The organism is Vulcaniibacterium tengchongense (genome assembly GCF_003814555.1).
GTDB classification, from domain to species: Bacteria; Pseudomonadota; Gammaproteobacteria; order Xanthomonadales; family Xanthomonadaceae; genus Vulcaniibacterium; species Vulcaniibacterium tengchongense.
In genome coordinates this window covers 1-23720 of the sequence record NZ_RKQN01000001.1, presented here as the reverse complement: position 1 = coordinate 23720, position 23720 = coordinate 1, and the positions used below count along the sequence as shown (strand labels likewise).

The 23720-nt window shown below is 74.0% G+C and carries 25 protein-coding genes; 24 read left to right on the top strand and 1 reads right to left on the bottom strand.

The window, feature by feature from the left end:
• Positions 1-526: 526 nt before the first annotated feature.
• From EDC50_RS00120 to fliN, 3 genes are read left to right on the top strand one after another with little or no spacing between them, the layout of a single operon-like run.
• Complete coding sequence (locus EDC50_RS00120; RefSeq protein WP_123768458.1) at positions 527-1015, top strand: flagellar basal body-associated FliL family protein; 489 nt, start codon at positions 527-529, stop codon at positions 1013-1015.
• 13 nt (positions 1016-1028) lie between these two features.
• Positions 1029-2030 carry a flagellar motor switch protein FliM gene (gene fliM, locus EDC50_RS00115; RefSeq protein ID WP_123768457.1) on the top strand — a complete coding sequence of 334 codons (1002 nt, stop codon included), beginning with the start codon at positions 1029-1031 and terminating at the stop codon, positions 2028-2030.
• Between the two features lie 9 nt (positions 2031-2039).
• Positions 2040-2372, top strand: a complete 333-nt coding sequence (gene fliN, locus EDC50_RS00110) for a flagellar motor switch protein FliN (RefSeq protein ID WP_123768456.1) — start codon at positions 2040-2042, stop codon at positions 2370-2372.
• On the opposite strand, the gene EDC50_RS16275 is transcribed toward fliN, so the two are convergent.
• Positions 2356-2775 (bottom strand): hypothetical protein, encoded by a 420-nt coding sequence (locus EDC50_RS16275; protein ID WP_158635751.1) that lies wholly within the window; start codon positions 2773-2775, stop codon positions 2356-2358. The genes fliN and EDC50_RS16275 overlap by 17 nt on opposite strands.
• On the opposite strand from EDC50_RS16275, the gene fliO reads away from it, so the two are divergent.
• The 21 genes from fliO to EDC50_RS16770 all read left to right on the top strand — a co-directional run.
• A complete protein-coding gene (gene fliO / locus EDC50_RS16270; RefSeq protein WP_425477884.1) occupies positions 2708-3073 on the top strand; it encodes a flagellar biosynthetic protein FliO in 366 nt (121 codons plus the stop codon). The genes EDC50_RS16275 and fliO overlap by 68 nt on opposite strands.
• Positions 3070-3870, top strand: coding sequence for a flagellar type III secretion system pore protein FliP (gene fliP / locus EDC50_RS00100; RefSeq protein ID WP_123768454.1), 801 nt, complete (start codon positions 3070-3072; stop codon positions 3868-3870). Before fliO ends, fliP begins: the two co-directional genes overlap by 4 nt.
• A gap of 13 nt (positions 3871-3883) precedes the next feature.
• Entirely contained in the window at positions 3884-4153 is a 270-nt protein-coding gene (locus tag EDC50_RS00095; protein WP_123768453.1) for a flagellar biosynthetic protein FliQ, read from the top strand.
• A gap of 57 nt (positions 4154-4210) precedes the next feature.
• The gene (fliR, locus tag EDC50_RS00090; RefSeq protein ID WP_199742152.1) at positions 4211-4999 is read left to right on the top strand and encodes a flagellar biosynthetic protein FliR; all 789 of its coding nucleotides are present in this window, start codon (positions 4211-4213) and stop codon (positions 4997-4999) included.
• 131 nt (positions 5000-5130) lie between these two features.
• The gene (gene flhB, locus EDC50_RS00085; RefSeq protein WP_123768452.1) at positions 5131-6285 is read left to right on the top strand and encodes a flagellar biosynthesis protein FlhB; all 1155 of its coding nucleotides are present in this window, start codon (positions 5131-5133) and stop codon (positions 6283-6285) included.
• 41 nt (positions 6286-6326) lie between these two features.
• Positions 6327-8351 (top strand): flagellar biosynthesis protein FlhA, encoded by a 2025-nt coding sequence (gene flhA, locus EDC50_RS00080; protein WP_123769573.1) that lies wholly within the window; start codon positions 6327-6329, stop codon positions 8349-8351.
• Positions 8352-8485: 134 nt separating this feature from the next.
• Entirely contained in the window at positions 8486-10240 is a 1755-nt protein-coding gene (locus tag EDC50_RS00075) for a flagellar biosynthesis protein FlhF (protein WP_123768451.1), read from the top strand.
• Positions 10224-11114 (top strand): MinD/ParA family protein, encoded by an 891-nt coding sequence (locus EDC50_RS00070; RefSeq protein WP_123768450.1) that lies wholly within the window; start codon positions 10224-10226, stop codon positions 11112-11114. The genes EDC50_RS00075 and EDC50_RS00070 overlap by 17 nt, the downstream gene beginning before the upstream one ends.
• Complete coding sequence (locus tag EDC50_RS00065; protein WP_123768449.1) at positions 11111-11875, top strand: RNA polymerase sigma factor FliA; 765 nt, start codon at positions 11111-11113, stop codon at positions 11873-11875. The genes EDC50_RS00070 and EDC50_RS00065 overlap by 4 nt, the downstream gene beginning before the upstream one ends.
• A 78-nt stretch (positions 11876-11953) precedes the next feature.
• A complete protein-coding gene (gene cheY / locus EDC50_RS00060) occupies positions 11954-12346 on the top strand; it encodes a chemotaxis response regulator CheY (RefSeq protein ID WP_123768448.1) in 393 nt (130 codons plus the stop codon).
• Positions 12343-12954: a protein phosphatase CheZ gene (locus EDC50_RS00055; RefSeq protein ID WP_123768447.1), complete on the top strand. Its 612-nt coding sequence runs from the start codon at positions 12343-12345 to the stop codon at positions 12952-12954. Before cheY ends, EDC50_RS00055 begins: the two co-directional genes overlap by 4 nt.
• Positions 12955-12956: 2 nt before the next feature.
• Positions 12957-14792 (top strand): chemotaxis protein CheA, encoded by a 1836-nt coding sequence (locus EDC50_RS00050; RefSeq protein ID WP_123768446.1) that lies wholly within the window; start codon positions 12957-12959, stop codon positions 14790-14792.
• Positions 14793-14922: 130 nt separating this feature from the next.
• Positions 14923-15663, top strand: a complete 741-nt coding sequence (locus EDC50_RS00045) for a flagellar motor protein (RefSeq protein ID WP_123768445.1) — start codon at positions 14923-14925, stop codon at positions 15661-15663.
• 7 nt (positions 15664-15670) lie between these two features.
• Positions 15671-16693 carry a flagellar motor protein MotD gene (motD, locus tag EDC50_RS00040; protein WP_123768444.1) on the top strand — a complete coding sequence of 341 codons (1023 nt, stop codon included), beginning with the start codon at positions 15671-15673 and terminating at the stop codon, positions 16691-16693.
• Positions 16693-17472, top strand: a complete 780-nt coding sequence (locus EDC50_RS00035; RefSeq protein WP_123768443.1) for a ParA family protein — start codon at positions 16693-16695, stop codon at positions 17470-17472. Before motD ends, EDC50_RS00035 begins: the two co-directional genes overlap by 1 nt.
• Positions 17469-18203 (top strand): chemotaxis protein CheW, encoded by a 735-nt coding sequence (locus EDC50_RS00030; RefSeq protein ID WP_123768442.1) that lies wholly within the window; start codon positions 17469-17471, stop codon positions 18201-18203. The genes EDC50_RS00035 and EDC50_RS00030 overlap by 4 nt, the downstream gene beginning before the upstream one ends.
• Before the next feature lie 216 nt (positions 18204-18419).
• Positions 18420-18710: an STAS domain-containing protein gene (locus EDC50_RS00025; protein WP_123768441.1), complete on the top strand. Its 291-nt coding sequence runs from the start codon at positions 18420-18422 to the stop codon at positions 18708-18710.
• Positions 18711-18718: 8 nt separating this feature from the next.
• A complete protein-coding gene (locus EDC50_RS00020) occupies positions 18719-19087 on the top strand; it encodes a response regulator (RefSeq protein ID WP_123768440.1) in 369 nt (122 codons plus the stop codon).
• 121 nt (positions 19088-19208) lie between these two features.
• Positions 19209-21167, top strand: a complete 1959-nt coding sequence (locus EDC50_RS00015) for a chemotaxis protein CheA (protein ID WP_123768439.1) — start codon at positions 19209-19211, stop codon at positions 21165-21167.
• Positions 21168-21234: 67 nt separating this feature from the next.
• Positions 21235-21744: a chemotaxis protein CheW gene (locus EDC50_RS00010; protein ID WP_123768438.1), complete on the top strand. Its 510-nt coding sequence runs from the start codon at positions 21235-21237 to the stop codon at positions 21742-21744.
• A 189-nt stretch (positions 21745-21933) separates the two neighbouring features.
• Positions 21934-23720 (top strand): methyl-accepting chemotaxis protein (locus EDC50_RS16770; RefSeq protein ID WP_170167573.1); only part of this gene is annotated, 1787 nt, incomplete at its 3' end.

Here is a 23720-nt window from a genome sequence, read left to right as displayed (position 1 = left end):
TCCGCCGCGCGCGGCCCGTCAAAAACCCGACGCTTGGATGATGGATTCGCCGGGCGGCCCGGACCCGCCCTGCGGCCCCACTTCGGCCGCTGTGCGGCCGCTTTCCTTCTGCAAGCGCAAGAAGGGCCGTGCGCGGCGGAGCCGATCGCGCCCGCGCCGGCGTTCGGGAAGGGCGGGCTGAGGGAACGGGCCGCCGCAGGACGGGCGGAAGAACGCCGCATCGCCGAAACGCCTGCGCCTTCGGCCGCTGCACCGCCGTTTCCTTCTCCCGCAAGCGGGAAAAGGGATTACACGAGCGATTTCGCCTCTCCGGCGCGGGAGAGGTCGGAGCAAGGCAACCGGCCGCCTGCGCGGCCGGACGAGCGCCGCGTCGCCGAGATGCCGGCCTCGCCCCGGCGCCGCGCGGCCGTCTCCTCGCCCCAGGCGGGCGCCGTCACCGGCGGATCGAAGCCGCGCCCGGATCGCCGCCACGGCACACGCCTTGCACCCGCTCCGGCGACCCCACTGCCGAAGAGCGAAACACCGCATGTCCGCCCGCGCCGCCGAACCGCCCGCACGCAGCAGCAGCAACCTCGTGCTCTGGATCCTGGTCGCCGTGCTCGCCATCGGCGCGGGCGCGGGCGGCTGGTTCTGGTGGCAGACGCGCAACGCCGCGCCCGCGCAGGCGCCGGCGCAGACCGGCTCCGCGGCGATCGCGCCGGCGCGCTACTACGCGCTGGAGCCGGCTTTCGTGGTCAACCTCGCCGACGCCGACGCGGTGCGCTACCTGCAGGCCGACGTGCAGGTGATGACCCGCGACGAGGCCACCGGCGCCGCGCTCGAACTGCACACGCCGGCGATCCGCAACCGCCTTCTGCTGCTGTTCGGCCAGCAGACCGCGACCGGCCTGGCCCAGCGCAGCGCCAAGGAGCGCCTGCAGGAGAAGGCCCTGGAGGAAGTGCGCGCGGTGCTGCGCGCCGAACGCGCCGCCGACAAGGTCGAGGCGGTCTACTTCACCAGCCTGGTCACCCAGTGAGCGGAACCCGCCCATGAGCAGCGATCTGCTGAGCCAGGACGAGATCGACGCGCTGCTGCACGGCGTCGACAGCGGCGCGATCGGGACCGAGCCGCCGCCCACCCCGGGCGAGGCGCGGCCGTACGACTTCGCCAGCCAGGACCGGATCGTCCGCGGCCGCCTGCCGACCCTGGAGATGATCAACGAGCGCTTCGCCCGCACCTGGCGCATCGGCCTGTTCAACCTGCTGCGCCGCTCGGCCGACCTGTCGGTGCGCGGCATCGACCTGCGCCGCTTCGGCGAGTACATGCACTCGCTGCAGGTGCCGACCAACCTCAACCTGGTGAAGATGAAGCCGCTGCGCGGCACCGCGATCGTGATGTTCGAGCCGCGGCTGGTGTTCACCGTGGTCGACAACTTCTTCGGCGGCAACGGCAAGTACCCGGCCAAGATCGAGGGCCGCGAGTTCACCCCGACCGAGATGCGGGTGATCCAGCTGCTGCTGAAGCAGACCTTCGCCGACCTGGTGGAGGCGTGGGCGCCGGTGATGCCGGTGGAGTTCGAGTACCTCAATTCCGAGGTCAACCCGCACTTCGCCAACATCATCAGCCCGCGCGAGTACATCGTCGTCAGCCGCTTCCACGTCGAGCTGGAGGGCGGCGGCGGCGAGTTCCACGTCTCGCTGCCGTACTCGATGATCGAGCCGATCCGCGAGCAGCTCGACGCCGGCGTGCAGAGCGACCGCATCGAGCGCGACGAGGGCTGGACCGTGGCCCTGCGCGCGCAACTGCAGGACGCGCAGGTGGAGCTGAGCAGCGTGCTGACCCAGCGCCAGATCAGCCTGCGCGAGCTGTGCCGGCTGCGCGTGGGCGACGTGATCCCGATCGAGCTGCCGCGCACGGTGCAGCTGCGCGTCGAGCAGATGCCGCTGTTCAGCGGCGAATTCGGCACCCACAACGGCCGCAACGCGATCAAGGTCACCGCGGTGCACGCGCCGCGCAGCACGCCCGTCTTCGACCCCCCTCTCCCGAGCTGAGCCTCGCCCATGACCCCGAACGACTCCGGCGCCGCGCGCGCCGCCTTCGATCCGCTGACCGCCGACGCCACCGCGGCCGCCGACCTCAACCTCGACGTGATCCTCGACGTGCCGGTGACGCTGTCGCTGGAGGTCGGCCGCGCGCGCATCCCGATCCGCAACCTGCTGCAGCTCAACCAGGGCTCGGTGGTCGAGCTCGAGCGCGGCGCCGGCGAGCCGCTGGACCTGTACGTCAACGGCACCCTGATCGCGCAGGGCGAGGTCGTCGTCGTCAACGACCGCTTCGGCGTGCGCCTGACCGACGTGGTCAGCCCGGCCGAGCGGATCAAGCGGCTGCGGTGAGCGCGGGCATGAAGACCGCGGCGTCGCCGACCCAGGTGGACTTCGCGCGCCTCGCGGCGGAAGCCGGGCGCCCGGGGCAGCCGCCCGCGCCGGTGCACGGGACCGAGGCGGTGCGCCCTGCGCCGATGCCGGCGGATGCCGCGTCGGGGGCGGCCGCCGTGCCCGACCCCGCGAACGCCGCGTCCGCAACGGTTCCCGCGGCGGCACCGGGCGACTCTTCCGCGGCGGGCGGGCCCTCGCGGGCCGCCTCCGCCTCGCCTTCGCCCGCGGCGGCGAACGGCCAGGCCGAAAAGACCGGCGCCGCCGCTGCGCAGGCGACTGCGGCGCCGAAGACGCTGGCCCAGGTCGCGCCGCCTGCGCCCTTCCCGGCCGCGCGCGCCGAGGCGGGCAGCGTCGGCGGCACGGTGCTGGCGCTGCTGCTGGTGGTCGGGCTGATCCTCGGCCTGGGCTGGCTGGCGCGGCGCATGCCCGGGTTCGGCCGCGCCGCCAATCCCGCGCTGCGCGTGGTCGGTTCGCTCGCGCTCGGCCCGCGCGACCGCCTGGTGGTGGTCGCGGTCGGCGACGCCCAGCTGCTGGTCGGCGTCGGCCCGGCCGGCATGCGCACCCTGCATACCCTCGACACGCCGCTGCCGGAAACGGCCGCGGCCGCGCCCAGCCCGTTCGCGCAGCTGCTGGCGCAGCACTTCGGAAGGAAAGCATGAGCCGCCTGCTCCGCTCGCTCCGCCTCGGCCTCCTCGCCCTGCTGCTCGCCGCGCTGCCGGTCGCATCCGCGTTCGCCCAGGCTGCGCCCGCGGCTCCGGCGGCGCCGCCGGCCGCGCCGGCGAAACCGCTGCCGTCGGTGACCGTCGGCAAGATCGGCGACGAGCCGGTCAGCCTGCCGATGCAGGTGCTGTTGCTGATGACCGGCATCACCCTGCTGCCGGCGGCGCTGCTCGGGCTGACCGCGTTCACCCGCATCATCATCGTGCTGGGCCTGCTGCGGCAGGCGCTCGGCACCGGGCAGACGCCGAGCAACCAGGTGCTGCTGGCGCTGGCGCTGTTCCTGACCGCCATGGTGATGATGCCGGTGTTCGACCAGGCCTGGGCCGCCGGGATCGCGCCCTACCTGGACGACGAACTGGATTTCCGCAGCGCCGCGGCCGCGGCGGCGCAGCCGCTGCGCGGCTTCATGCTGGCGCAGATCCGCGAGACCGACCTGATGACCTTCGCCGGGTTGTCCAACAGCGGCCCGTACGCGAGCGCGAACGACGTGCCGTTCAGCGTGCTGGCGGCCTCGTTCCTGACCAGCGAGCTGAAGACCGCGTTCGAGATCGCGTTCCTGATCTACATCCCGTTCGTGATCATCGACCTGGTGGTGGCCAGCGTGCTGATGTCGATGGGCATGATGATGCTTTCGCCGATGCTGGTGTCGGCGCCGTTCAAGATCCTGCTGTTCGTGCTGGTGGACGGCTGGGTGCTGGTGGTCGGCTCGCTCGCGGCGAGCTTCAACCCGGCCTGAGCGGAGGACGGCGATGACCCCGGAAACCGCCCTCACCGAGATCGGCCGCGGCCTGGAGCTGGCCCTGCTGCTCGGCGCGCCGCCGCTGCTGGTGGTGCTCGCGGTGGGCGTGATCATCGGCGTGGTCCAGGCAGCCACCCAGATCAACGAGCCGACCATCGCCTTCGTGGTCAAGGCGATCGCGCTGGTGGCGACTCTGGCGGCGGCCGGGCACTTCCTGCTCGGCAAGCTGGTGGCGTTCACGGTGGATCTGTTCCACCGCATTCCGCACCTGATCGGGTGAGGCGGATGGGCGGCCGCGTTCGGGCGCTTTCCGCGCCGCGCTCGCGGGAGCGCGCCGTTGGATAGCGTCACCCTCGCCGCCGCCACCGGCCTGGACCTGTTCGGGATGCTCGCGGCGGTGCTGTGGCACGCGCTGCGCGTCGGCGCGGCGCTGCAGGTCCTGCCGATGGTCGGCGGCCGCGGCGTGCCGGCGCGGGTGCGGCTGGTCGTCGCCCTGGCGCTGGCCGGGGCGCTGTCGGCGCTGCTGCCGGCGCCGCCGCCGGCCGCGCTCGACGCCGCCACGGTGCTGGGCGTGCTGCGCGAGTTCGCGGTCGGCATCGCGATCGGCCTGATCCTGCGCCTGGCGTTCGAGGCCGGGCAGCTCGCCGGCGAGCTGGTCTCGCAGGGCATGGGCCTGTCGTTCGCGACCCTGGCCGACCCGCTCAGCGGCGCGTCCTCGCCGGTGCTGGCGCAATGGTTCTACCTGGCCTTCGGCCTGCTGTTCTTCGCCTTCGACGGCCACCTGGCCCTGGTGCGCGCGCTGCTCGACAGCTACCGCGCGCTGCCGGTCGGCGCGCCGCTGGCCGACGCGCAGGACTTCCTCGCGGTGGTGCCGGGCTTCTTCGCCGCCTGCCTGCAGGCCGGGGTGCTGCTGGCGCTGCCGGTGACGGTGGCGCTGCTCGCGGTCAACCTGGCCTTCGGCGTGCTCGCGCGCGCGGCCGCGCAACTCAACCCGATCCAGCTCGGCCTGCCGGTGGCGCTGCTGGCCGGCCTGCTGCTGCTCGCGCTGCTGGCACGCGAGCTGCAAGGCCCGGTGGAGCGCCTGTTCGACCAGGCGTTCGCCGCGATCGGTGCGCTGACCGCCTAGGAAGGCCCGCAAGTCGCTGGATCCCGCCTCCGCGGGGACGGCGGCTCCCCGGTCGCGGCGGGCGTCCGGCGCGGCCTTTGCCCCTCCGTCCCATTCGTCCTCCGCCGCGCGCGGGGCGAAGCGAATCCCACATGGCCAGCGAAGACCAGGAAGACCGCACCGAACAGCCATCGGCCAAACGCCTGCGCGAGGCGCGCGAACGCGGCGACGTGCCGCGCTCGCGCGAGCTCGGCAACGCCGCCGTGCTCGGCGCCGGCGCGCTGGCGCTGCTCGTCGCCGGGCCCGGCATCGGCGCGGCGGCGCGCGGGTGGATGCGCGAGGCGTTGACCCTCGATCCCGCCCTGCTCGGCCGCCACGACCGCCTGCTCGCGCGCGCGGCCGAGCTGGGGCTCGGCCTGCTCGCGCCGTTGTGGCCGCTGCTGCTGGCCGCGCTGGCCGCGTGCTTCGTCGCGCCGCTGCTGATGGGCGGCTTGCGCTTCTCCGGCCAGGCGCTGCAACCGGACCTGCAGCGCCTCGGCCCGCTGGCCGGGCTGAAGCGGCTGTACGGCCGCGAGGCCGTGGCCGAGCTGCTGCGCTCGCTGCTGCGGGTGGCGCTGATCGGCGGGCTCGGCGGGGCGGCGGTGTACGGCGCGTTCCCGCGGCTGTTGGCGATGGCCGGCATGCCGCTGCAGGAGGCCGCCGGCGCCGGCCTCGCCTTCGTCGCCAAGACCCTGCTGGCGATGGTCGGCGCCCTGGCGCTGCTGGCGCTGATCGACGTGCCCTGGCAGCACTGGCGCTACCGCGACCGGCTGAAGATGACCAAGCAGGAGCTGCGCGACGAGTTCAAGGAAAGCGAAGGCAACCCGGAAGTGAAGGCGCGCGTGCGCCAGGTCGCGGCGCAGCTGTCGCGGCGGCGGATGATGGAGGCGGTGCCGACCGCGGACGTGGTGGTCACCAATCCGACCCACTACGCGGTCGCGCTCAAGTACGAAGCGGAGCGGATGCGCGCGCCGCGGGTGGTGGCCAAGGGCGCGGACGAGATCGCGCTGGCGATCCGCGAGCTCGCCGGCAAGCACCGGGTCGCGATCGTCGAGGCGCCGCCGCTGGCACGCGCCTTGTATCGGCATGCGCAGATCGACCAGGAGATCCCGGTGAAGCTGTACGCCGCCGTCGCCCAGGTGCTGTCCTACGTCTACCAGCTCAAGCGCTGGCATCCGGCGCGCGGGCCCATGCCGGCGCTCGGCGAGGTCGGCGTCGACCCCGCGCTGGCCGACGAGCCGCGCGCCGACGGAGAACCGTCGCCGTGAGCGCCGTCGCCGGTCGGTTCTCCGTCGCCAACCTGGGCCCCATGCTGCGCAGCGGCCTGGCGGCGCCTCTGGTGGTGCTGGCGATGCTGGCGATGGTGGTGGTGCCGCTGTCGCCGCTGGTGCTGGACGCGCTGTTCACCCTCAACATCGCCCTGTCGCTGGTGGTGCTGCTGGCGGTGGTGTACGTGAAGCGGCCGCTGGAGTTCTCGGTGTTCCCCAGCGTGCTGCTGCTGGTGACCCTGCTGCGGCTGGCGCTCAACGTGGCCTCCACGCGCGTGGTCCTGCTGCACGGCCACCAGGGCCCGGGCGCGGCCGGCCATGTGATCGAGTCGTTCGGCCAGTTCGTGATCGGCGGCAGCTTCGCGGTCGGCATCGTGGTGTTCGCGATCCTGACCATCGTCAACTTCGTGGTCGTCACCAAGGGCGCCGGGCGCATCTCGGAAGTGTCGGCGCGCTTCATCCTCGACGCCCTGCCCGGCAAGCAGATGGCGATCGACGCCGACCTCAACGCCGGCCTGCTCACCCGCGAGGACGCCAAGGCCCGCCGCGAGGAAGTGCGCGCCGAGGCCGACTTCTACGGCTCGATGGACGGCGCCAGCAAGTTCGTGCGCGGCGACGCCATCGCCGGCCTGCTGATCCTGGCGATCAACGTCGTCGGCGGCGTGCTGATCGGCGTGATCCAGCACGACATGGGCTTCGCCGACGCCGGCCGCACCTACGTGCTGCTGGCGATCGGCGACGGCCTGGTCGCGCAGCTGCCGGCGCTGCTGATCTCCACCGCGGTGGCGATGCTGGTGACCCGCGCCACCCGCGAGCAGGAGATGGGCCAGGCGGTCAACGCGCAGGTGTTCGGCCACCCGCGCGCGCTGGTGGTGGCGGCGGCGCTGCTGGGCCTGATCGGCGTCGTGCCGGGCATGCCGAACCTGCCGTTCCTGCTGTTCGCGGCCTTGCTCGGCTACGCCGCGTGGCGCCTGCAGCGGCGCGCGCGCGCCGCCGAGGCGGCGCCGGCGCCCGAGGTCGCCGCGGTCGCCGCGCAACCGGAACTGGGCTGGGACGAACTGCGCCCGGTGGAGCCGCTCGGCCTGGAGGTCGGCTACCGGCTGATCGCCCTGGTCGACAAGGCCCAGGGCGGCGAACTGCTCGGCCGGCTCAAGGGCGTGCGCCGCAAGCTGACCCAGGAGCTCGGCTTCCTGATCCCGCCGGTGCACGTGCGCGACAACCTGGAGCTGGCGCCGAACCAGTACCGCGTGCTGATCCACGGCGTGCCGGTCGCCGGGGGCGAGATCCAGCCGGACCGCGACCTCGCGCTCGACCCGGGCCAGGTGTTCGGCAAGCTCGACGGCATTCCCGGCAAGGACCCGGCGTTCGGCCTGGACGCGGTGTGGATCGCGCCGGCGCAGCGCGCGCACGCCGAGTCGCTGGGCTACACCGTGGTCGACGCGGCCACCGTGGTCGCCACCCACGTCTCGCACCTGGTGCGCGAGCGCGCCGCCGAGCTGCTCGGCGTCGAGGAGGTGCAGCAGCTGCTGGCCACGCTCGGCCGCAGCGCGCCGCGCCTGGTCGAGGACCTGACGCCGAAGCTGCTGCCGCTGTCGACGATCGCGCGCGTGCTGCAGTCGCTGCTCGCCGAGCGCGTGCCGATCCGGCAGCTGCGGCAGATCGCCGAGGCGCTGCTCGAGCACGGCGCCGGCACCCAGGACCCGGCGCTGCTGACCGCCGCGGTGCGCACCGCGCTGGGCCGCTTCATCGTCCAGGAACTCAACGGCATGGCGCCGGAACTGCCGGTCTACACCCTGGCGCCGGCGCTGGAACGGGTATTGCAGGACTCGATCGGCGGCCACGGCGCCGCGCTGGAACCCGGCCTCGCCGAGCGACTGCACCAGAACCTCAGCGAGTGCGTGGCGCGCCAGGAGAGCCGCGGCGAGCCCGCGGTGCTGCTGGTGCCCGGCGGGATCCGCGCCGCGATCGCGCGCCTGGTGCGGCACAGCGTGCCCGCGCTGACCGTGCTGGCCTACGGCGAGGTGCCGGAGGACAAGCGGCTGCGGCTGGTGGGGGCGATCGGGTGAAGGCGGACGAGCGCGATGAGGAGCAAGCGCCATGAGACGCCACCCGCGATAGCGCCGCCGCCCGCCGCACCGGTCCGCCTCCACGCCGCCGCCCGAACCCCGAATTCCCCGTTTCCCTCACTCGAATCCCGGCCATGAGAATCAAGCGCTTCATCGCCCCCGACATGCGCGCCGCGCTGCGCATGGTGCGTGCGGAGCAGGGGCCCGACGCGGTGATCCTGTCGAACCGGCCGACCGCGGACGGCGTCGAGATCGTCGCCGCCACCGACTACGACGAATCCCTGGCGCAGCAGGCGCTGCGCGCCGCGTTGCCGACGCTGCAGCCCGCCGTGCCGGGCGCCCGCAACGACGCGCCCGGCACCCAGCCGGCCGGGCGCGACGAGTCCCCGTCGCACGCGGCCGAGGCCCGGCCCGCGGCGGCCGGCGGCGACGCGCCCCGGCCCGCCATCCCCGAGCCGCGCATCCGCGGCCGCGCGGTGTTCGCGATCGGCGATCCGCCGCCGGCGCCGCCACGCGCCGCGCCGGCGCCGTCGGATCCTCGCCTGCCGGCGGCGCGCGCGGAAACCGCCACGGACGCCGCGCCCGGCGCCGAAGTGGCGACGGCGCGCCCGCCCGGCGACCCGGCGCCGGCGCCGAAGCGCGCGCCGGACACCTCGCGCTTCGAGGCGATGATGGCGGCGCTGGTCCCGCAGGGCGAACGTTTCGTCGCCCGCGCCGAGGCCCTCGCCGAAGCGCCGGCGCGCCCGCGGCGGCCGACGTCGGCCGGCGCGCCGGACCCGGCCGCCGCGGCCACCGCGCCGGCCGCCGCAACGGTCGCCGGCCCTCGCGCCGCCGAGATTCCGCCCGCCGCGACCGGTTCCCCGTCGCCCGCGGCGGCGGCCGCGCCCGCCGCCGCGGACGCGCCGATCGCCGAACACCCCGGCACGCCGCTGCGCGCGGTGGCCGATCCCGACCCGGCGATCGCGGCGATGCGCGAGGAACTGGCGACCATGCGCCGGATGATCGAGCGCGAGCTCGGCCAACTGCTCGGCGAACGCCTGCGCGGCGCGCCGGCGCGCGCCGCCGCCTACGAGCGGCTGCTCGGCTACGGCTGCGACGAGAATCTGGCGCAGACCGTCGCCGCGCGCCTGGACCCGCGCATGGACCCGGCCCAGGTGCAGGCGCCGATGCTGGCCGAGCTGGCGCGCGCGCTGAGCATCGCCCGCGGCGAGCCGCTCGAGGACGGCGGCGTGATCGCCCTGGTCGGGCCGACCGGCGCCGGCAAGACCACCACCGCGGCCAAGCTCGCCGCCCGCTTCGCCCAGCGCCACCGCGCCCGCGACGTGGCCCTGGTGACCACCGACGTCGAGCGCGCCGGCGCCAGCGAACAACTGCACATCCTCGGCCGCCGCCTCGGCGTCACCGTGTGCGAGGCGGCCGGCCCGGAAGGACTGGGCCAGGCGCTGGAACAGCTCACCGACTACCCGCTGGTGCTGGTGGACACCGCCGGCCACGGCCTGCGCGACCGCGCCCTGCTCGGCCAGATCCTGTGGCTGCGCGCGGCCCGGCGCGTGCGCAGCCTGCTGGTGCTGCCCGCCAACGCCCACCCGCACGACCTCGGCGAGGTCGTGCGCCGCTATCGCCCGGCGGCGCCGCAGGGCGTGGTGCTGACCAAGCTCGACGAGACCGGCCGGCTCGGCTCGGCGCTGTCGGTGCTGGTGCAGCACGGCCTGAGCCTGGCCTACACCGCCGCCGGCCAGCAGGTCCCCGGCGACCTGGAGGCCGCCGACGCCGACCGCGTGGTCGCGGCACTGGAGAAAGTGCGACGTGCTGCCGATAACCCCCTCGGGTCTCCGGACGCGCGCCCGAAGCCCCTGCCCACCGAGGAACGACATGCCATCGCCAGCTGACATCCCCGCCCCCGTTTCCGCCGCCGCTCGCGCGCCCGTGCGCGTCATCGCCGTGGCCAGCGGCAAGGGCGGCGTCGGCAAGACCTCGGTCGCGGTCAATCTGGCGATGGCCCTGGTCCACGCCGGCCAGCGCACCCTGCTGCTGGACACCGACCTCGGCCTGGCCAACGTCGACGTGATGCTGGGCCTGTCGCCGCGCTTCACCCTCGCCGACGTGCTGGCCGGGCGCTGCGAGCTGCAGGACACGCTGCTCGAAGGCCCGTGCGGCCTGTGGGTGGTGCCGGCGGCGTCGGGCAAGCGGCACATGACCGAGCTGACCCCGCGGGAACACGTCGGCCTGGTCCACGCGTTCTGCCAGCTCGACCTGCCGATCGACACCATGGTGGTGGACAACGCCGCCGGCATCGCCGACAGCGTGCTGACCTTCTGCCAGGCCGCGCAGGACGTGATCGTGGTGGTCTGCGACGAGCCGGCCTCGGTCACCGATGCCTACGCTCTGATCAAGGTGCTCAGCCGCGAGCGCGGCGTGACCCGCTTCCAGGTGCTGGCCAACCAGGTGCACAACCACGCCGAGGGCCGGCAGCTGTTCGACAAGCTGGAGCGGGTCAGCGCGCGTTTCCTCGACGTCACCCTGCACTACCTTGGCGCGATCCCGCGCGACGAGTGGCTGCGCCGCGCGGTGCAGCGCCAGGAGGCGGTGGTGGAGGCCTTCCCGGGCTGCCCGTCGGCGCTGGCGTTCCGCGAGATCGCCCGCCGCGCGCGGCAGTGGCAGTCGCCGCTCGGCCCGCGCGGCCACGTCGAATTCTTCATGGAGCGCCTGGTCGGCCAGGGCGGCAACGCCGAGCAGGACCCGTTGCGGAGCGCGGTCGCATGAACGCGCTCGCCACCGCCCAGTACCGCGCCACCCAGAACGGCAGCGCCACCGACATCGTCGAGCGCCACGGCGAGCTGGTGCGGCGCATCGCCCACCACCTCGCGGCGCGGCTGCCGGCGAGCGTGGAGATCGACGACCTGATCCAGGCCGGCATGCTCGGCCTGATCGACGCGGCGCGCAACTTCCAGGCCGACCAGGGCGCCGCGTTCGAGACCTACGCCTCGATCCGCATCCGCGGCGCGATGATCGACGAGATCCGCCGCGGCGACTGGGTGCCGCGCTCGGTCCACCGCCGCTACCGCGACGTGGTCGCGGCCACGCGCGAGGTCGAGCAGCGCACCGGCCGCGCCGCCACCGCGCAGGAGGTGGCCGGCGCGCTGGACGTGTCGCTGGACGAGTACCACCGCATGCTCGAGGACGCCGCGCGCGGCCAGCTGATCAGCCTGGAGGCGCACATCGACGAGCACGAGGGCGAGCCGCGCCTGGCCGCGCACTCCACCGCCACGCCGGCGCGCGCGTTCGAGCAGGGCGCGTTCCGCGCCGCGCTGGCCGAGGCCATTGCCGGCCTGCCCGAGCGCGAGCGCCTGGTGCTGTCGCTGTACTACGAGCAGGAGCTGAACCTGCGCGAGATCGGCGCGGTGCTGTCGGTCAGCGAATCGCGCGTCTGCCAGATCCACGGCCAGGCCATGCTGCGCCTGCGCGCGCGCCTGGGCGATTGGCGCGGCGCGCACGAGGACGACGAGGACCCGCACGCGCACTGACCGCCGCGCCGCACGCCCTCGCCCGCCCGGCGAGCGCGCCCCGAACCCACGACATCGCCCCGCACGAACCACGACTCCATGGACAAGAACATCCGCATCCTGATCGTCGACGACTTCTCGACCATGCGCCGCATCGTCAAGAACCTGCTCAACGATCTCGGCTTCCACAACACCGCCGAGGCCGACGACGGCGCCAGCGCGCTGGTCGAGCTGCGCAAGGCGCACTTCGACCTGGTCATCACCGACTGGAACATGCCGGGCATGCCCGGCATCGACCTGCTGCGCGCGATCCGCTCCGACGCGGCGCTGGCGAAGATCCCGGTGCTGATGGTCACCGCCGAGGCCAAGCGCGAGCAGATCATCGAGGCCGCGCAGGCCGGCGTGAACGGCTACGTGATCAAGCCGTTCACCGCGGCCACGCTGGAGGACAAGCTCAACAAGGTGTTCGAGCGCCTGGGAGCCGCCGCTTGAACACCGCGCCGCCGTTTCCGCAGGACCGGCAGGCGGTGATCTCGCGCCTGCACGCGGCGCTGTGGGCGCTGGAGCACGACGACCCCGCCGGCTGGCGCGCGAACGTCGACGCGCTGATCCAGTGGCGCAGCCAGCCGCTGGTGCAGGGGCTGGCGCGGCTGGCGCGCGAGCTGGAGCAGGCGCTCGGCGGCGGCGCGGGCACCGGCACCGCCTCGCTGCCGGAGGCCTGCGCCCGGCTCGAGCACGTGGTGCGGATGAGCGAAGAGGCCAGCCACCGCACCCTCGACCTGATCCAGGAGTGCGGCACCCTGCTCGGCACCCTGCCCGACGCCGCCGGCGACGCGCAGGCCGCCACCATCGCCGCGATCCGCGGCCGCCTGTCGGAGATGACCGCGGCGCAGGGCTACCAGGACCTGACCGGGCAGATCATCCTGCGCGTGGTCGAGCTGGTGCGGGCGGTGCACGCCGGCCTCGGCGACGCCGCCCCTATCGAGAAGCCGCTGCAGTTCGACGCCGCGCGCGGGCACGGCCCCGCCGTCGCCGGGCTCGACCCCGACCCGGCGACGCAGGACGACGCCAACGAACTGCTGTCCTCGTTCGGGCTGTGAGCATGGGCGAGCTGGCCTCCGACATCTGCGCCGACTTCCTGATCGAAGCGCGCGAGATCCTCGACCAGCTCGGCGAGCAGATGGTCGCGCTCGAGCGCGCGCCGGCCGACCGCGACTGCCTCAACGCGGTGTTCCGCGGCTTCCACACCATCAAGGGCGGCGCCGGCTTCCTCGACTTCGGGCCGATGGTGGCGATCTGCCACGCGGTGGAGGACCGCCTCAACCTCGCCCGCGACGGCAGCGCGCCGATGGATGCGGCCGCGTTCGACGGCGCCCAGCAGGCGATCGACCTGCTCTCGGACATGCTGCAGGCGGTCGCCGCCGGGCTCGAACTCGATCCGGCGCCGGCGGCGCTGATCGAATCGCTGCGCGCCGATGACGTTGCGCCGGGGCCGGCCGCCGCCGCGCAGTCCGCGCCGGCGGGCGAAGACCTCGACGATCTCGACTTCGAGGCGCTGCTCGACAGCCTGCACGGCGTCGGCGCCGCGCCGGGCGCCGCGCCGGCACCGCCCGCGGCCCCGCCCGGGGAGCCGCCGGCGCCCCGCCACCCCGCGCCGCACCGCGGACACGGCGACGCCCCGCCGCCCGCGGCGCCCCGCACCGCCCCGACAGGCGCGGCCACGAAGGAGCCCGCCGCGGGGCCCGCCGCCAAGGGCGACGCGGACCCGACCGTGCGCGTCGACGTGCGCCGCCTCGACGCGATGGTGGACCTGGTCGGCGAACTGGTGCTGGCGCGCAACCGCCTGAAGACGCTCCGCCCGCGCCTGCGCGACGAGGACCTCGACCGCGCGGTGAGCGCGCTCGACGTCGCCACCTCGCGCCTGCAGTCGGCGGTGATGATGGTGCGGATGCAGCCGGTGGGGCGGGTATTCGCGCGCTTCCCGAAACTGGCGCGCGACGTCGCCCGGCAGGTGGCCAAGCAGGTGGAGCTGGAGATCGTCGGCGCCGACACCGAGCTCGACCGCAACCTGGTCGAAGCGCTGGCCGACCCGCTGGTGCACCTGGTGCGCAACGCGATCGACCACGGCATCGAACCGCCGCAGGCGCGCCGCGAGGCCGGCAAGCCCGAACAGGGCCGGGTGCGGCTGAGCGCGCAGCAGGAAGGCGACCACGTCGCCATCGAGGTCAGCGACGACGGCGCCGGCATCGACCCGGAGAAGATCCGCCGCAGCGCCTGCAGCAAGGGCCTGGTCGACGCCAACGCCGCCGCGCGGCTGTCGCCGGAGGAATGCCTGCAACTGATCTTCCTGCCCGGCTTCTCCACCCGCACCGAGGTCAGCGACCTGTCCGGCCGCGGCGTCGGCATGGACGTGGTGCAATCGAAGATCCGCGAGCTCAGCGGGCAGGTGCAGATCCATTCCGAGGTCGGCCGCGGCACGCGCTTCTCGATCCGCGTGCCGCTGACGCTGGCGATCCTGCCGACACTGCTGGTCGAGCTCGACGAGGACGTGTACGCGCTGCCGCTGGTGCGGGTGGTCGAGGTGCTGGCGCACCCGCCGGGCGAGGCGCTGTGGATCGACGGCCAGCGCATGCTCGACCTGCGCCGCGAACCGCTGCCGCTGATCTCGCTGCGCGGCTGGCTCGGCCTGCCCGAACCGCCGCTGGCCGGCAGCACCTGCGTGGTGCTGCAGTCGGGCGAGCAGCGCTTCTGCCTCGCGGTCGACCGCGTGCGCGGCCGCGAGGAGGTGGTGATCAAGGCCCTGCCGCGCACCCTGCGCGGCCTGCCGGGCTACGCCGGCGCCAGCCTGGTCGGCGACGGCCGCATGGCGCTGATCCTCGACGTCGACGCGCTGCTGCGCACCGGCCTGCGCTCAAGCCCGGGCCGGCGCGACCGATAAAACCTCCGACGTCCTCCACCGGGCGTCGCCCGCGCGAGCGGGAATCCATCGCGGTCGCCGCTCCGGCGCGCCGGCCATGGACTTCCCCGCGCCGCCGGGCGGCGGCCGCCCCACGGATCCTTCCCCGCGAATGGACAGACTCAGCCTCATCGGTGTGGTACTCGCCCTGGTCGCCCTGGTCGGCGGCAGCGTGCTCAAGGGCGCCGGGCTTTCCGGCCTGTGGTCGCCGGCCGCGTTCGTGATCGTGATCGTCGGCACCGTCGCCGCGATCCTGCTGCAGACGCCGATGGCGACGTTCAAGCGCGCGCTCGCGATCGCGCGCTGGGTGTTCCGCCCGCCGGCGCAGGACCGCGAGGCGACGATCGCGCGCCTGGTCGAATGGAGCACCGTCGCGCGCCGCCAGGGGCTGCTCGGCCTCGAGCCCGAGGTGCAGGCGCAGGAGGATCCGTTCCTGCGCAAGGGCCTGCAGATGGTGGTGGACGGCCTGGAGCCGGAAGCGATCCGGCAGATGCTGGAGATCGAACTGCACGCGCTGTCGCAGCGCGACCTGGCCGCGGCGAAGGTGTTCGAGGGCATGGGCGTGTACGCGCCGACGCTGGGCATCATCGGCGCGGTGCTCGGGCTGATGGCGGTGATGAAGAACCTGGCCGACCCGAGCAAGCTCGGCCACGGCATCGCCGCGGCGTTCACCGCCACGATCTACGGCATCGCCTCGGCCAACCTGCTGCTGCTGCCGATCGCGAGCAAGCTCAAGGGCCTGGTCCAGCGCCAGAACGACGAGCGCGAGATGATCGTCGAGGGCCTGATCGCGATCGCCCAGGGCGAGAACCCGCGCAACATCGAAGCGCGCCTGAACGGCTTCGTCGCCTGAGGTCGCGATGGGCCGGCGCCGCCACTCGCACGAGGAACACGTCAACCACGAGGCGTGGGCGATCCCGTACGGCGATCTGATCACGCTGCTGCTGGCGTTCTTCGTGGTGATGTACGCGATCTCCTCGATCAACGAAGGCAAGTACCGGGTGCTCGCCGACGCGCTGGCCTCCGCGTTCGGCGGCCCGCCGCGCACGGTCACGCCGATCCAGCTCGGCCTGCAGCAGCTGCGCGGCTCCTCGTTCGACCGGCCGTCGCTGGTGACGCCCGGCTCGAAGTCGCCCGGCCCGTCCTCGGCCTCGCCGGTCGCGCTGCCGCGGGTGCGCCAGAGCCTGGACGCGCCGGTGTTCGGGCGCACCGCGGACGCCGCCGCCGACGGCGCCGCGCTCGCCCAGGCGCGCGCCGGCGCGCAACTGCATTCGCTGGGCCGGCGCCTGCAGCAGGCGCTGTCGGCGCTGGTGAAGCAGCGCCTGGTGACGGTGCGCCGCGGCGCCGCCTTCCTCGAGGTCGAGATCCAGAGCGACATCCTGTTCGCCAGCGGCGTGGCCGAGCCCAATCCGTTCGCGACCGCGACCGTGCGCAGGATCGCCGAGGTCCTGCGCGACGAGCCCAACGCGCTGCGCGTGGAGGGCTACACCGACGACGTGCCGATCCGCACCGCGCTGTTCCGCTCGAACTGGGAACTGTCCGCGGCGCGCGCGGCCAGCGTGGTGCACGTGCTGACCGGCGCCGGCGTCGCGCCCGAGCGCCTGGCCGTGGTCGGCTACGGCGAGCACCAGCCGATCGCCGACAACGCCACCGCCGAAGGCCGCAACGCCAACCGCCGCGTGCTGCTGGTGATCCTGGCCAGTCCGCAGGGCGCGGACGCGATCGAGGACCGCCGCGCGCCGACCGTGGCGTTCGAAGCGCCGGCCGCCGCGCCGGGCCCGGCCGACGCGCCCGCCGCCGCGCCCGCGGCGGAAAACCCGGCGCCGGCGCCCACGCAGGGCGTGGCCGCGGCCTCCCTTTCCACCCCACCCGGAGCCGGCTGATGCGCGCCTGGGCTATCGCCAACCAGAAGGGCGGCGTCGGCAAGACCACGACCTCGCTCTGCCTCGCCCGCGGCCTGGCCGACGCCGGCCACCGCGTGCTGCTGCTCGATCTCGACCCGCACGCGTCGCTGACGCGCGCGTTCGGCATCCCGGCCGACCCGCCGCCGGCGGGCACCCACGACCTGTTCACCGGCAGCGGCGCCAACCTGCTGGAGCTGGCCCGCTACACCGCGATCCCGGACCTGCAACTGGTCGCGGCGCAGGCGGCGCTGGCGACGCTGGAACGGCGCGGCGCGACCCAGCCCGGCCTCGGCCTGGCGCTCGGCCGCGCCCTGCACGCAGTGCGCGAACTGTACGACTACGTGCTGATGGACTGCCCGCCGACGCTCGGCCTGCTGATGGTCAACGCGCTGGCCGCCGCCGACCGCCTGATCGCGCCGACGCAGACCGATCCGCTGGCGCTGCACGGCCTGGCCGACATGCTGCGCACCGCGGAGATGGTCGAGCGCTCGCGGCGCCGGCCGCTGCCGCGGCAAGTGCTGCCGACGCTGTTCGACCGCCGCACCCGCACCGGCGTGCAGAGCCTGTACGAACTGCAGGACCGCTACGGCGAGCGGGTCTGGCCGTACGCGATCCCGGTCGACACGCGCCTGCGCGACGCCGCCGCGCTGGCCGCCGCCGAGGCGCCGGAAGGCCGCGGCGTCGACGCCTACCGGCGCGCGCTGAAATGGCTGCTGGCCAGCGAGAGCGGCGGCGATGCGCAACGGGAAGCGGCATGAACGCGCGCGTCGTCGATGCCTACCTGGAGGAGCTGCTCGACCCCGGCTTCTGCGCGGACGCCCCCAAGGCGGAGCCCGCGGCGGAACCGGCGGTGGCGCATGCGGCCGCGACGATGCGCCCGGCGGGCCCCGCCGCGCCGGCGCTGCCGGCGGAACCGCCGATCGGTCCGGCGCGGGCGTCGGACGACGCCCGGATGAACCCCGCGCCTCCGCCCGGGTCGCGCGCCGCGCCCGCCGCCGTGTCCTGCGCCGCCTCGCCTCCCGCCGCCTCCGCACGCCCGGCGCCGGCATCGGCCCCTCCGCCTGCCGCCGCCGCGCCGGCCGCGGCGCAGCGCTGGCTGCGCCTCGCGCTCGGCGGCGACAGCTACGCGTTCGAACTGCTGCGCGTGCAGGAGGTCGGCCGCACCGCATCCGTGGTGGCGATGCGCGGCGCGCCGGCGTACGTGCTCGGGGCGATGAACCTGCGCGGCCGCATCGTGCCGGTGCTTGACCTCGGGCTGTGGCTGGGCACCGGCGCGGTGCGGCCCGACGAGCGCGCGCGCATCGTCGTGGTCGAGCGCGACAACGAACTGATCGGCGCGCTGGTCGACGCGGTCGAGGATGTCGTCACGCTGGGCGCGGAGGCGATCGAAGCGCCGTTGCCGGGCGGCGATCCGGGCGCGATCGTCGGCGTCGCCCGGGTGGGGCCGAAGCCGACGGTGCTGCTGGACGCAGCCGCGCTGTTCGGTTGAGCGCGCGCCCTCGCCCGACCGCTCTGCGCGAGCGGAACAAGGCCATGGCGCAGCGGGTTCGCCGCCCCTCGCCGCCTCCCGCCTGCGGGAGCAGGCGTCCGAAGCGCGGATGGCCGCGCCGTCCCGCGCCTCGGGCGGGGACGAGCGCGGCGGCGGCGCCTCAAGTCCGCGACGGCGCCGCCGTTATCCATCGCGTACACCCCGTCCAACGCCGCGATGACGCCCCTGCCCCTGCCCGCCGACCTCGGAATCGAACACGTCGCCGACCTGCAGGCCCGCCTGCGGCCGCACCTGGACGACGACGCGCCGCTGGCGCTGGCCGGCGAGCGCGTCGAACGCGTCCACACCGCCGGCCTGCAGGTGCTGCATGCCTTCGTCCGCGACCGCGCCGCGCGCGGCCTGCGCACCGTGGTCGCCGACGCCTCGCCGGTGCTGGCCGAGGCCGCGCGCCGGCTGGCCCTGGCCGAGAGCCTCGGCATCGACTCCCCTTCCGACCCTCTGCACTGAGCGCTCCGATGTCCAAGAACCTTTTGATCGTCGACGACTCCACCTCCATGCGGCAGATGGTCGCGTTCGCGTTGACCAGCGGCGGCTACAGCGTGCGCGAGGCCGAGGACGGCCAGGCCGCGCTGGACATCGCCAAGGGCGGCGCGCGCTTCGATGCGGTGATCACCGACGTCAACATGCCGCGCATGGACGGGATCGAACTGATCCGCCAGCTGCGCCAGCTGCCGGAATACCGCTTCACCCCGCTGCTGATGCTCACCACCGAGTCCGGCGCGGACAAGAAGCAGGAAGGCAAGGCCGCCGGCGCCACCGGCTGGCTGGTCAAGCCGTTCGACCCCGAGCAGCTGCTGGCCACGGTCCGCAAGGTCCTGAGCTGAAGGCCGGGAGCGAACGAAGAGGAACGAGGGGCGAGTCAATCCGCTCTCCCCCTGCCGCGCCTCGCCCGCCGCACGCTCCATCGGTTCCCGACATCCCGCTCCTTCCCACCGACCACCGCCCATGGACATCAGCCGCTTCCACGCCGCGTTCTTCGAAGAGAGCCGGGAAAACCTGGACGCCATGGAAGCCGGCCTGCTCGCGCTGGAGTCGGGCACCGCGGACGGCGAGACCATCCACGTGGTGTTCCGCGCCGCGCATTCGATCAAGGGCGGCGCGGCCACGTTCGGCTTCACCGCGATCACCCAGCTGACCCACCAACTCGAGACCCTGCTCGACGAAGCCCGCGGCGGCGGCCGCAGGCTCGACGCCGCGGCGATCGGCGCGCTGCTGGTCGCGGTGGACGCGCTGCGCGGGCTGCTCGCCGCGGCCGAACACCGCGACGCCATCGACGAGCCCGCGCTGGCGCGCGCCCATGCCGGGCTGGAACGCATGCTGGGCCGCGCCGCGGCGGGCCCGGGCAAGTCCGCGGCGCCGACGGGCGATGCCGGCCCCGGCCGCTGGCGCATCGGCTTCACCCCCGCGCCGACGCTGTTCACCAGCGGCAACGACCCGCTGCGCATCCTGCGCGAACTGGCCGGGCACGGCGAACTCGACGTCGCCTGCCTGGACGCGCGGCTGCCGGCGTTCGCCGAGATGGACCCGTTCGAGGCCTACCTCGCCTGGGACCTGATGCTGCCCGGCACGGTGCCGCGCAAGGCGATCGAGGACGCGTTCGCCTGGGTCGAGGACGAGTGCGAACTGGCGATCGAGGCGGTGCCGGAGACTTCGGCGCTCGCGCCGCCGCCGGCCGGGACCGCCGGCAACGTGGTCGCCTTCGACCGCGGCGGCGACGCCCGTGCCGCGCGCGGCGACGCCGACGGGTCGATCCGCGTCGCGGTGGCCAAGGTCGACGCGCTGATCAACCTGGTCGGCGAGCTGGTCATCACCCAGGCCATGCTGCGGCAGCGCTCGGCGCAGCTCGACCCGGTCGCCAACGAGGCGCTGCTGGCCGGCCTCGAGCAGCTCGACCGCAACACCCGCGACCTGCAGGAAGCGGTGATGGGCGTGCGCATGCTGCCGGTGGAGTTCGCCTTCAGCCGCTTCCCGCGGATGGTCCGCGACCTGGCCGCGCGCCTGGACAAGAAGGTGCGCCTGCGCACCCACGGCGAGGGCACCGAGCTGGACAAGGGCGTGATCGAGAAGATCGTCGACCCGCTGGTGCACCTGGTGCGCAACGCCATCGACCACGGCCTGGAATCGCCGCAGCAGCGGCGCGAGGCCGGCAAGGACGAGACCGGCACGCTGACCCTGTCGGCCGCGCACCAGGGCGGCCACATCGTGATCGAGATCAGCGACGACGGCCGCGGCCTGGACCGCGACAAGATCCTCGCCAAGGCCGCCGAGCGCGGCCTGGCGGTGCCGGACAACCCGAGCGACGCGCAGGTCTGGGACCTGGTGTTCCACCCCGGCTTCTCCACCGCCGACCGGCTGACGGACCTGTCCGGGCGCGGCGTCGGCATGGACGTGGTCAGGAAGAACATCGCCGCGCTCGGCGGCCAGGTCGAGATCCGCAGCCGCAAGGGCGCGGGCACCACGGTGTCGATCCGGCTGCCGCTCACCCTCGCGATCCTCGACGGCATGCTGGTGTCGGTCGGCGGCGAGGTGTTCATCCTGCCGCTCAACGCGGTGGTCGAATCGCTGCAGCCGGCCTCCGGCGACGTGCGCACCATCGCCGGCGAGGCGCGGCTGCTGCGCGTGCGCGAGGACTACCTGCCGCTGGTGGACCTGGCCGCGCAGTTTGGCCTGCCGGGCGGGCGCGGCGGCGCCGCGCTGGCGGTGGTGGTCGAGAGCGACGGCAGCCGCCTGGCGCTGGAGGTCGACGACCTGCTCGGCCAGCAGCAGGTGGTGGTGAAGAACCTGGAAGCGAACTACCGCCGCGTGCGCGGCATCTCCGGCGCGACCATCCTCGGCGACGGCCGCGTCGCGCTGATCGTCGACGCCGCCGGGCTGGCGCAGGCGCAGCGCCTGCAGGCGGCCTGAAGCGGCGGCCGGCCTACGCCCGAACCCCTTTCCCGAACCCCGCACGGACGCCCACCGAGACAACCCCATGAACGCAGTCGCCCACACCGCTTCGCCGTCCGCCTCCCCGCAGCCTCGCCCCGACGTCGCGGCCGAATACCTGACCTTCGCCCTGGGCGAGGAGGAATACGGCGTCGACATCCTCAAGGTGCAGGAGATCCGCGGCTACGACACCGTGACCCGGCTGCCCGACGCGCCGGACTACATCAAGGGCGTGATCAACCTGCGCGGCACGATCGTGCCGGTGATCGACATGCGCCTGAAGTTCCGCCTCGCCAAGGCGGAATACAACGCCCTGACGGTGATGATCGTGCTCAACGTCGGCGAGCGCGTGGTCGGCATGGTGGTGGACAGCGTCTCCGACGTGATCCGCCTGGATGCCGAACGGATCCGTGCGGTGCCGGAGATCGGCGCCACGATCGACCGCCAGTTCCTCACCGGCATCGGCACCCTGGACGAACGCATGCTGATCCTGCTCGACATCGAGCGGCTGATGGGCAGCGCCGAGATGGGCCTGGTCGCCACCGGACCGCAGTAGCCCGCCGCATCCCTCCGCGGGCCCGAGGGCGCCGGCTCACGCCGGCGCTTTTTTTCGCCCCCGCGCCTGAACCGTTCAGCGCCCGCGCGCGCGCGGCGCGCGGCGCGCTGCAGACCGCGCGAGGGCGGTCGTTAATCCCCGATGAAGCAAACCTGCGGGACGGAATCCGCGCACAACCGAGACCCGATCATGAGCGGATTCAAGAACCTTTCCATCGCGGCCAAGCTGTCGCTGGCCTTCGCCCTCCTCATCCTGCTGGCCGTGGGGCTGGGCGGCTACGCGATGTCGCAGCTGCGCGCCCACAACGAAAAGATCACCGACATCAACCGCAACTGGGTGCCCTCGGTGCGCCTGCTGCTGGGCATGCGCGGCATGCTCGGCGAGTTCCGCACCTACGAGATCTCCCAGCTCCAGTTCCAGGGCCAGCAGGCGGAGCTCGACGACTACCGCAAGCGCATGGACGCCTTGCGCGCCGAGATCGACGGGAGCATGCGCAAGTACGCGCCGCTGATCGCCAGCGAGGAGGAACGCGCGCGCTACGCCCGGGTCGAGGCGGCGTTCAAGGAATACTTCGGCGCGAACGCGCGGCTGATGGCCGCGATCGCCGCCGACGACTTCGCCCGGGCCAACGCGGTTTCCGGCGAGGAATCGCGCCCGACCCGGCGCAAGCTCTTCGACCAGCTGATGGAGCTGACCGAATTCAACGCCAAGGCGCTGGACGCGCTGGTGGCCAGGACCGAAGCGGACTACCGCCGGACCCAGGCCCAGCTGCTGGCCGGCATCGTCGCGCTGGTGCTGCTGGCGGGCGTGCTCGCGGCGCTGCTGGTGCGCGCGATCTCGCGGCCGCTGCAGCGCGCGACCGGCGTCGCCGAGGGCATCGCCCGCGGCCAGCTCGACCAGCGCATCGTGGTCGACAGCGACGACGAGGCCGGGCGCCTGCTGCGCAGCATGGCGGCGATGCAGCAGGCGCTGCAGCGCTTCGTCGAGGCCCAGGGCGAAATCGCGCGCCGCCACGACGCCGGCGAGATCGACTACCGCATCGCCGCGAACGACTTCCCCGGCGAGTACGGCCGCATGGCCGAGCAGATCAATACGCTGGTCGGTTCGCACATCGCGCTGAAGATGCGGGTGATCGACGTCGTGGCCGCCTACGCGCGCGGCGACCTGTCGCAGGACATCGAGCGCCTGCCGGGGCAGAAGGCGCGCATCACCGAGGCGGTGGACGCGGTCAAGGCCGGGATGATCGCGGTCAACGCCGAGATCAAGGCGCTGGTCGACGCCGCCGTCGCGGGCGACTTCTCGCGCCGCGGCGACGCCGCGCACTTCCGGTTCGTCTACCGCGAGGTGATCGAAGGCCTGAACCGGCTGATGGCCACGGCCGACGGCGGCCTGAGCGAGATCGGCGCGCTGCTGGCGGCGGTGACCGCGGGCGACCTCGGCCGCCGCATCGAGGTCGGGCTGCCCGGCCAGTTCGGCCGCCTGGCCGACGACGCCAACCGCACCGTGGACCAGCTCGCCCTCATCGTCGGCCAGATCCGCGAAGGCTCCGACGCGATCAGCGCCGCCGCCGCCGAGATCGCGGCCGGCAACGGCGACCTGTCCCAGCGCACCGAGCAGCAGGCCGCCTCGCTCGAGGAAACCGCCTCCTCGATGGAGGAGCTCACCTCCACCGTCAGGCAGAACGCCGACAACGCCCGCCAGGCCAACCAGCTCGCCATCGGCGCCGCCGAGGTCGCCACCCAGGGCGGGCAGGTCGTCGGCCGCGTCGTCGACACCATGAGCGCCATCAACGAGGCCTCCAAGAAGATCGTCGACATCATCGGCGTCATCGACGGCATCGCCTTCCAGACCAACATCCTCGCCCTCAACGCCGCCGTCGAGGCCGCCCGCGCCGGCGAGCAGGGCCGCGGCTTCGCCGTGGTCGCCGCCGAGGTGCGCTCGCTGGCGCAGCGTTCGGCCAACGCCGCCAAGGAGAT

Excerpts from the sequence above, each read along its gene's own strand:
- EDC50_RS00120 (WP_123768458.1), top strand. The coding sequence starts at position 527 with ATGTCCGCCCGCGCCGCCGAACCGCCCGCACGCAGCAGCAGCAACCTC.
- fliM (WP_123768457.1), top strand. The coding sequence starts at position 1,029 with ATGAGCAGCGATCTGCTGAGCCAGGACGAGATCGACGCGCTGCTGCAC.
- fliN (WP_123768456.1), top strand. The coding sequence starts at position 2,040 with ATGACCCCGAACGACTCCGGCGCCGCGCGCGCCGCCTTCGATCCGCTG.
- fliP (WP_123768454.1), top strand. The coding sequence starts at position 3,070 with ATGAGCCGCCTGCTCCGCTCGCTCCGCCTCGGCCTCCTCGCCCTGCTG.
- EDC50_RS00095 (WP_123768453.1), top strand. The coding sequence starts at position 3,884 with ATGACCCCGGAAACCGCCCTCACCGAGATCGGCCGCGGCCTGGAGCTG.
- flhB (WP_123768452.1), top strand. The coding sequence starts at position 5,131 with ATGGCCAGCGAAGACCAGGAAGACCGCACCGAACAGCCATCGGCCAAA.
- flhA (WP_123769573.1), top strand. The coding sequence starts at position 6,327 with ATGCTGCGCAGCGGCCTGGCGGCGCCTCTGGTGGTGCTGGCGATGCTG.
- EDC50_RS00075 (WP_123768451.1), top strand. The coding sequence starts at position 8,486 with ATGAGAATCAAGCGCTTCATCGCCCCCGACATGCGCGCCGCGCTGCGC.
- EDC50_RS00070 (WP_123768450.1), top strand. The coding sequence starts at position 10,224 with ATGCCATCGCCAGCTGACATCCCCGCCCCCGTTTCCGCCGCCGCTCGC.
- EDC50_RS00065 (WP_123768449.1), top strand. The coding sequence starts at position 11,111 with ATGAACGCGCTCGCCACCGCCCAGTACCGCGCCACCCAGAACGGCAGC.
- cheY (WP_123768448.1), top strand. The coding sequence starts at position 11,954 with ATGGACAAGAACATCCGCATCCTGATCGTCGACGACTTCTCGACCATG.
- EDC50_RS00050 (WP_123768446.1), top strand. The coding sequence starts at position 12,957 with ATGGGCGAGCTGGCCTCCGACATCTGCGCCGACTTCCTGATCGAAGCG.
- EDC50_RS00045 (WP_123768445.1), top strand. The coding sequence starts at position 14,923 with ATGGACAGACTCAGCCTCATCGGTGTGGTACTCGCCCTGGTCGCCCTG.
- motD (WP_123768444.1), top strand. The coding sequence starts at position 15,671 with ATGGGCCGGCGCCGCCACTCGCACGAGGAACACGTCAACCACGAGGCG.
- EDC50_RS00035 (WP_123768443.1), top strand. The coding sequence starts at position 16,693 with ATGCGCGCCTGGGCTATCGCCAACCAGAAGGGCGGCGTCGGCAAGACC.
- EDC50_RS00030 (WP_123768442.1), top strand. The coding sequence starts at position 17,469 with ATGAACGCGCGCGTCGTCGATGCCTACCTGGAGGAGCTGCTCGACCCC.
- EDC50_RS00025 (WP_123768441.1), top strand. The coding sequence starts at position 18,420 with ATGACGCCCCTGCCCCTGCCCGCCGACCTCGGAATCGAACACGTCGCC.
- EDC50_RS00020 (WP_123768440.1), top strand. The coding sequence starts at position 18,719 with ATGTCCAAGAACCTTTTGATCGTCGACGACTCCACCTCCATGCGGCAG.
- EDC50_RS00015 (WP_123768439.1), top strand. The coding sequence starts at position 19,209 with ATGGACATCAGCCGCTTCCACGCCGCGTTCTTCGAAGAGAGCCGGGAA.
- EDC50_RS00010 (WP_123768438.1), top strand. The coding sequence starts at position 21,235 with ATGAACGCAGTCGCCCACACCGCTTCGCCGTCCGCCTCCCCGCAGCCT.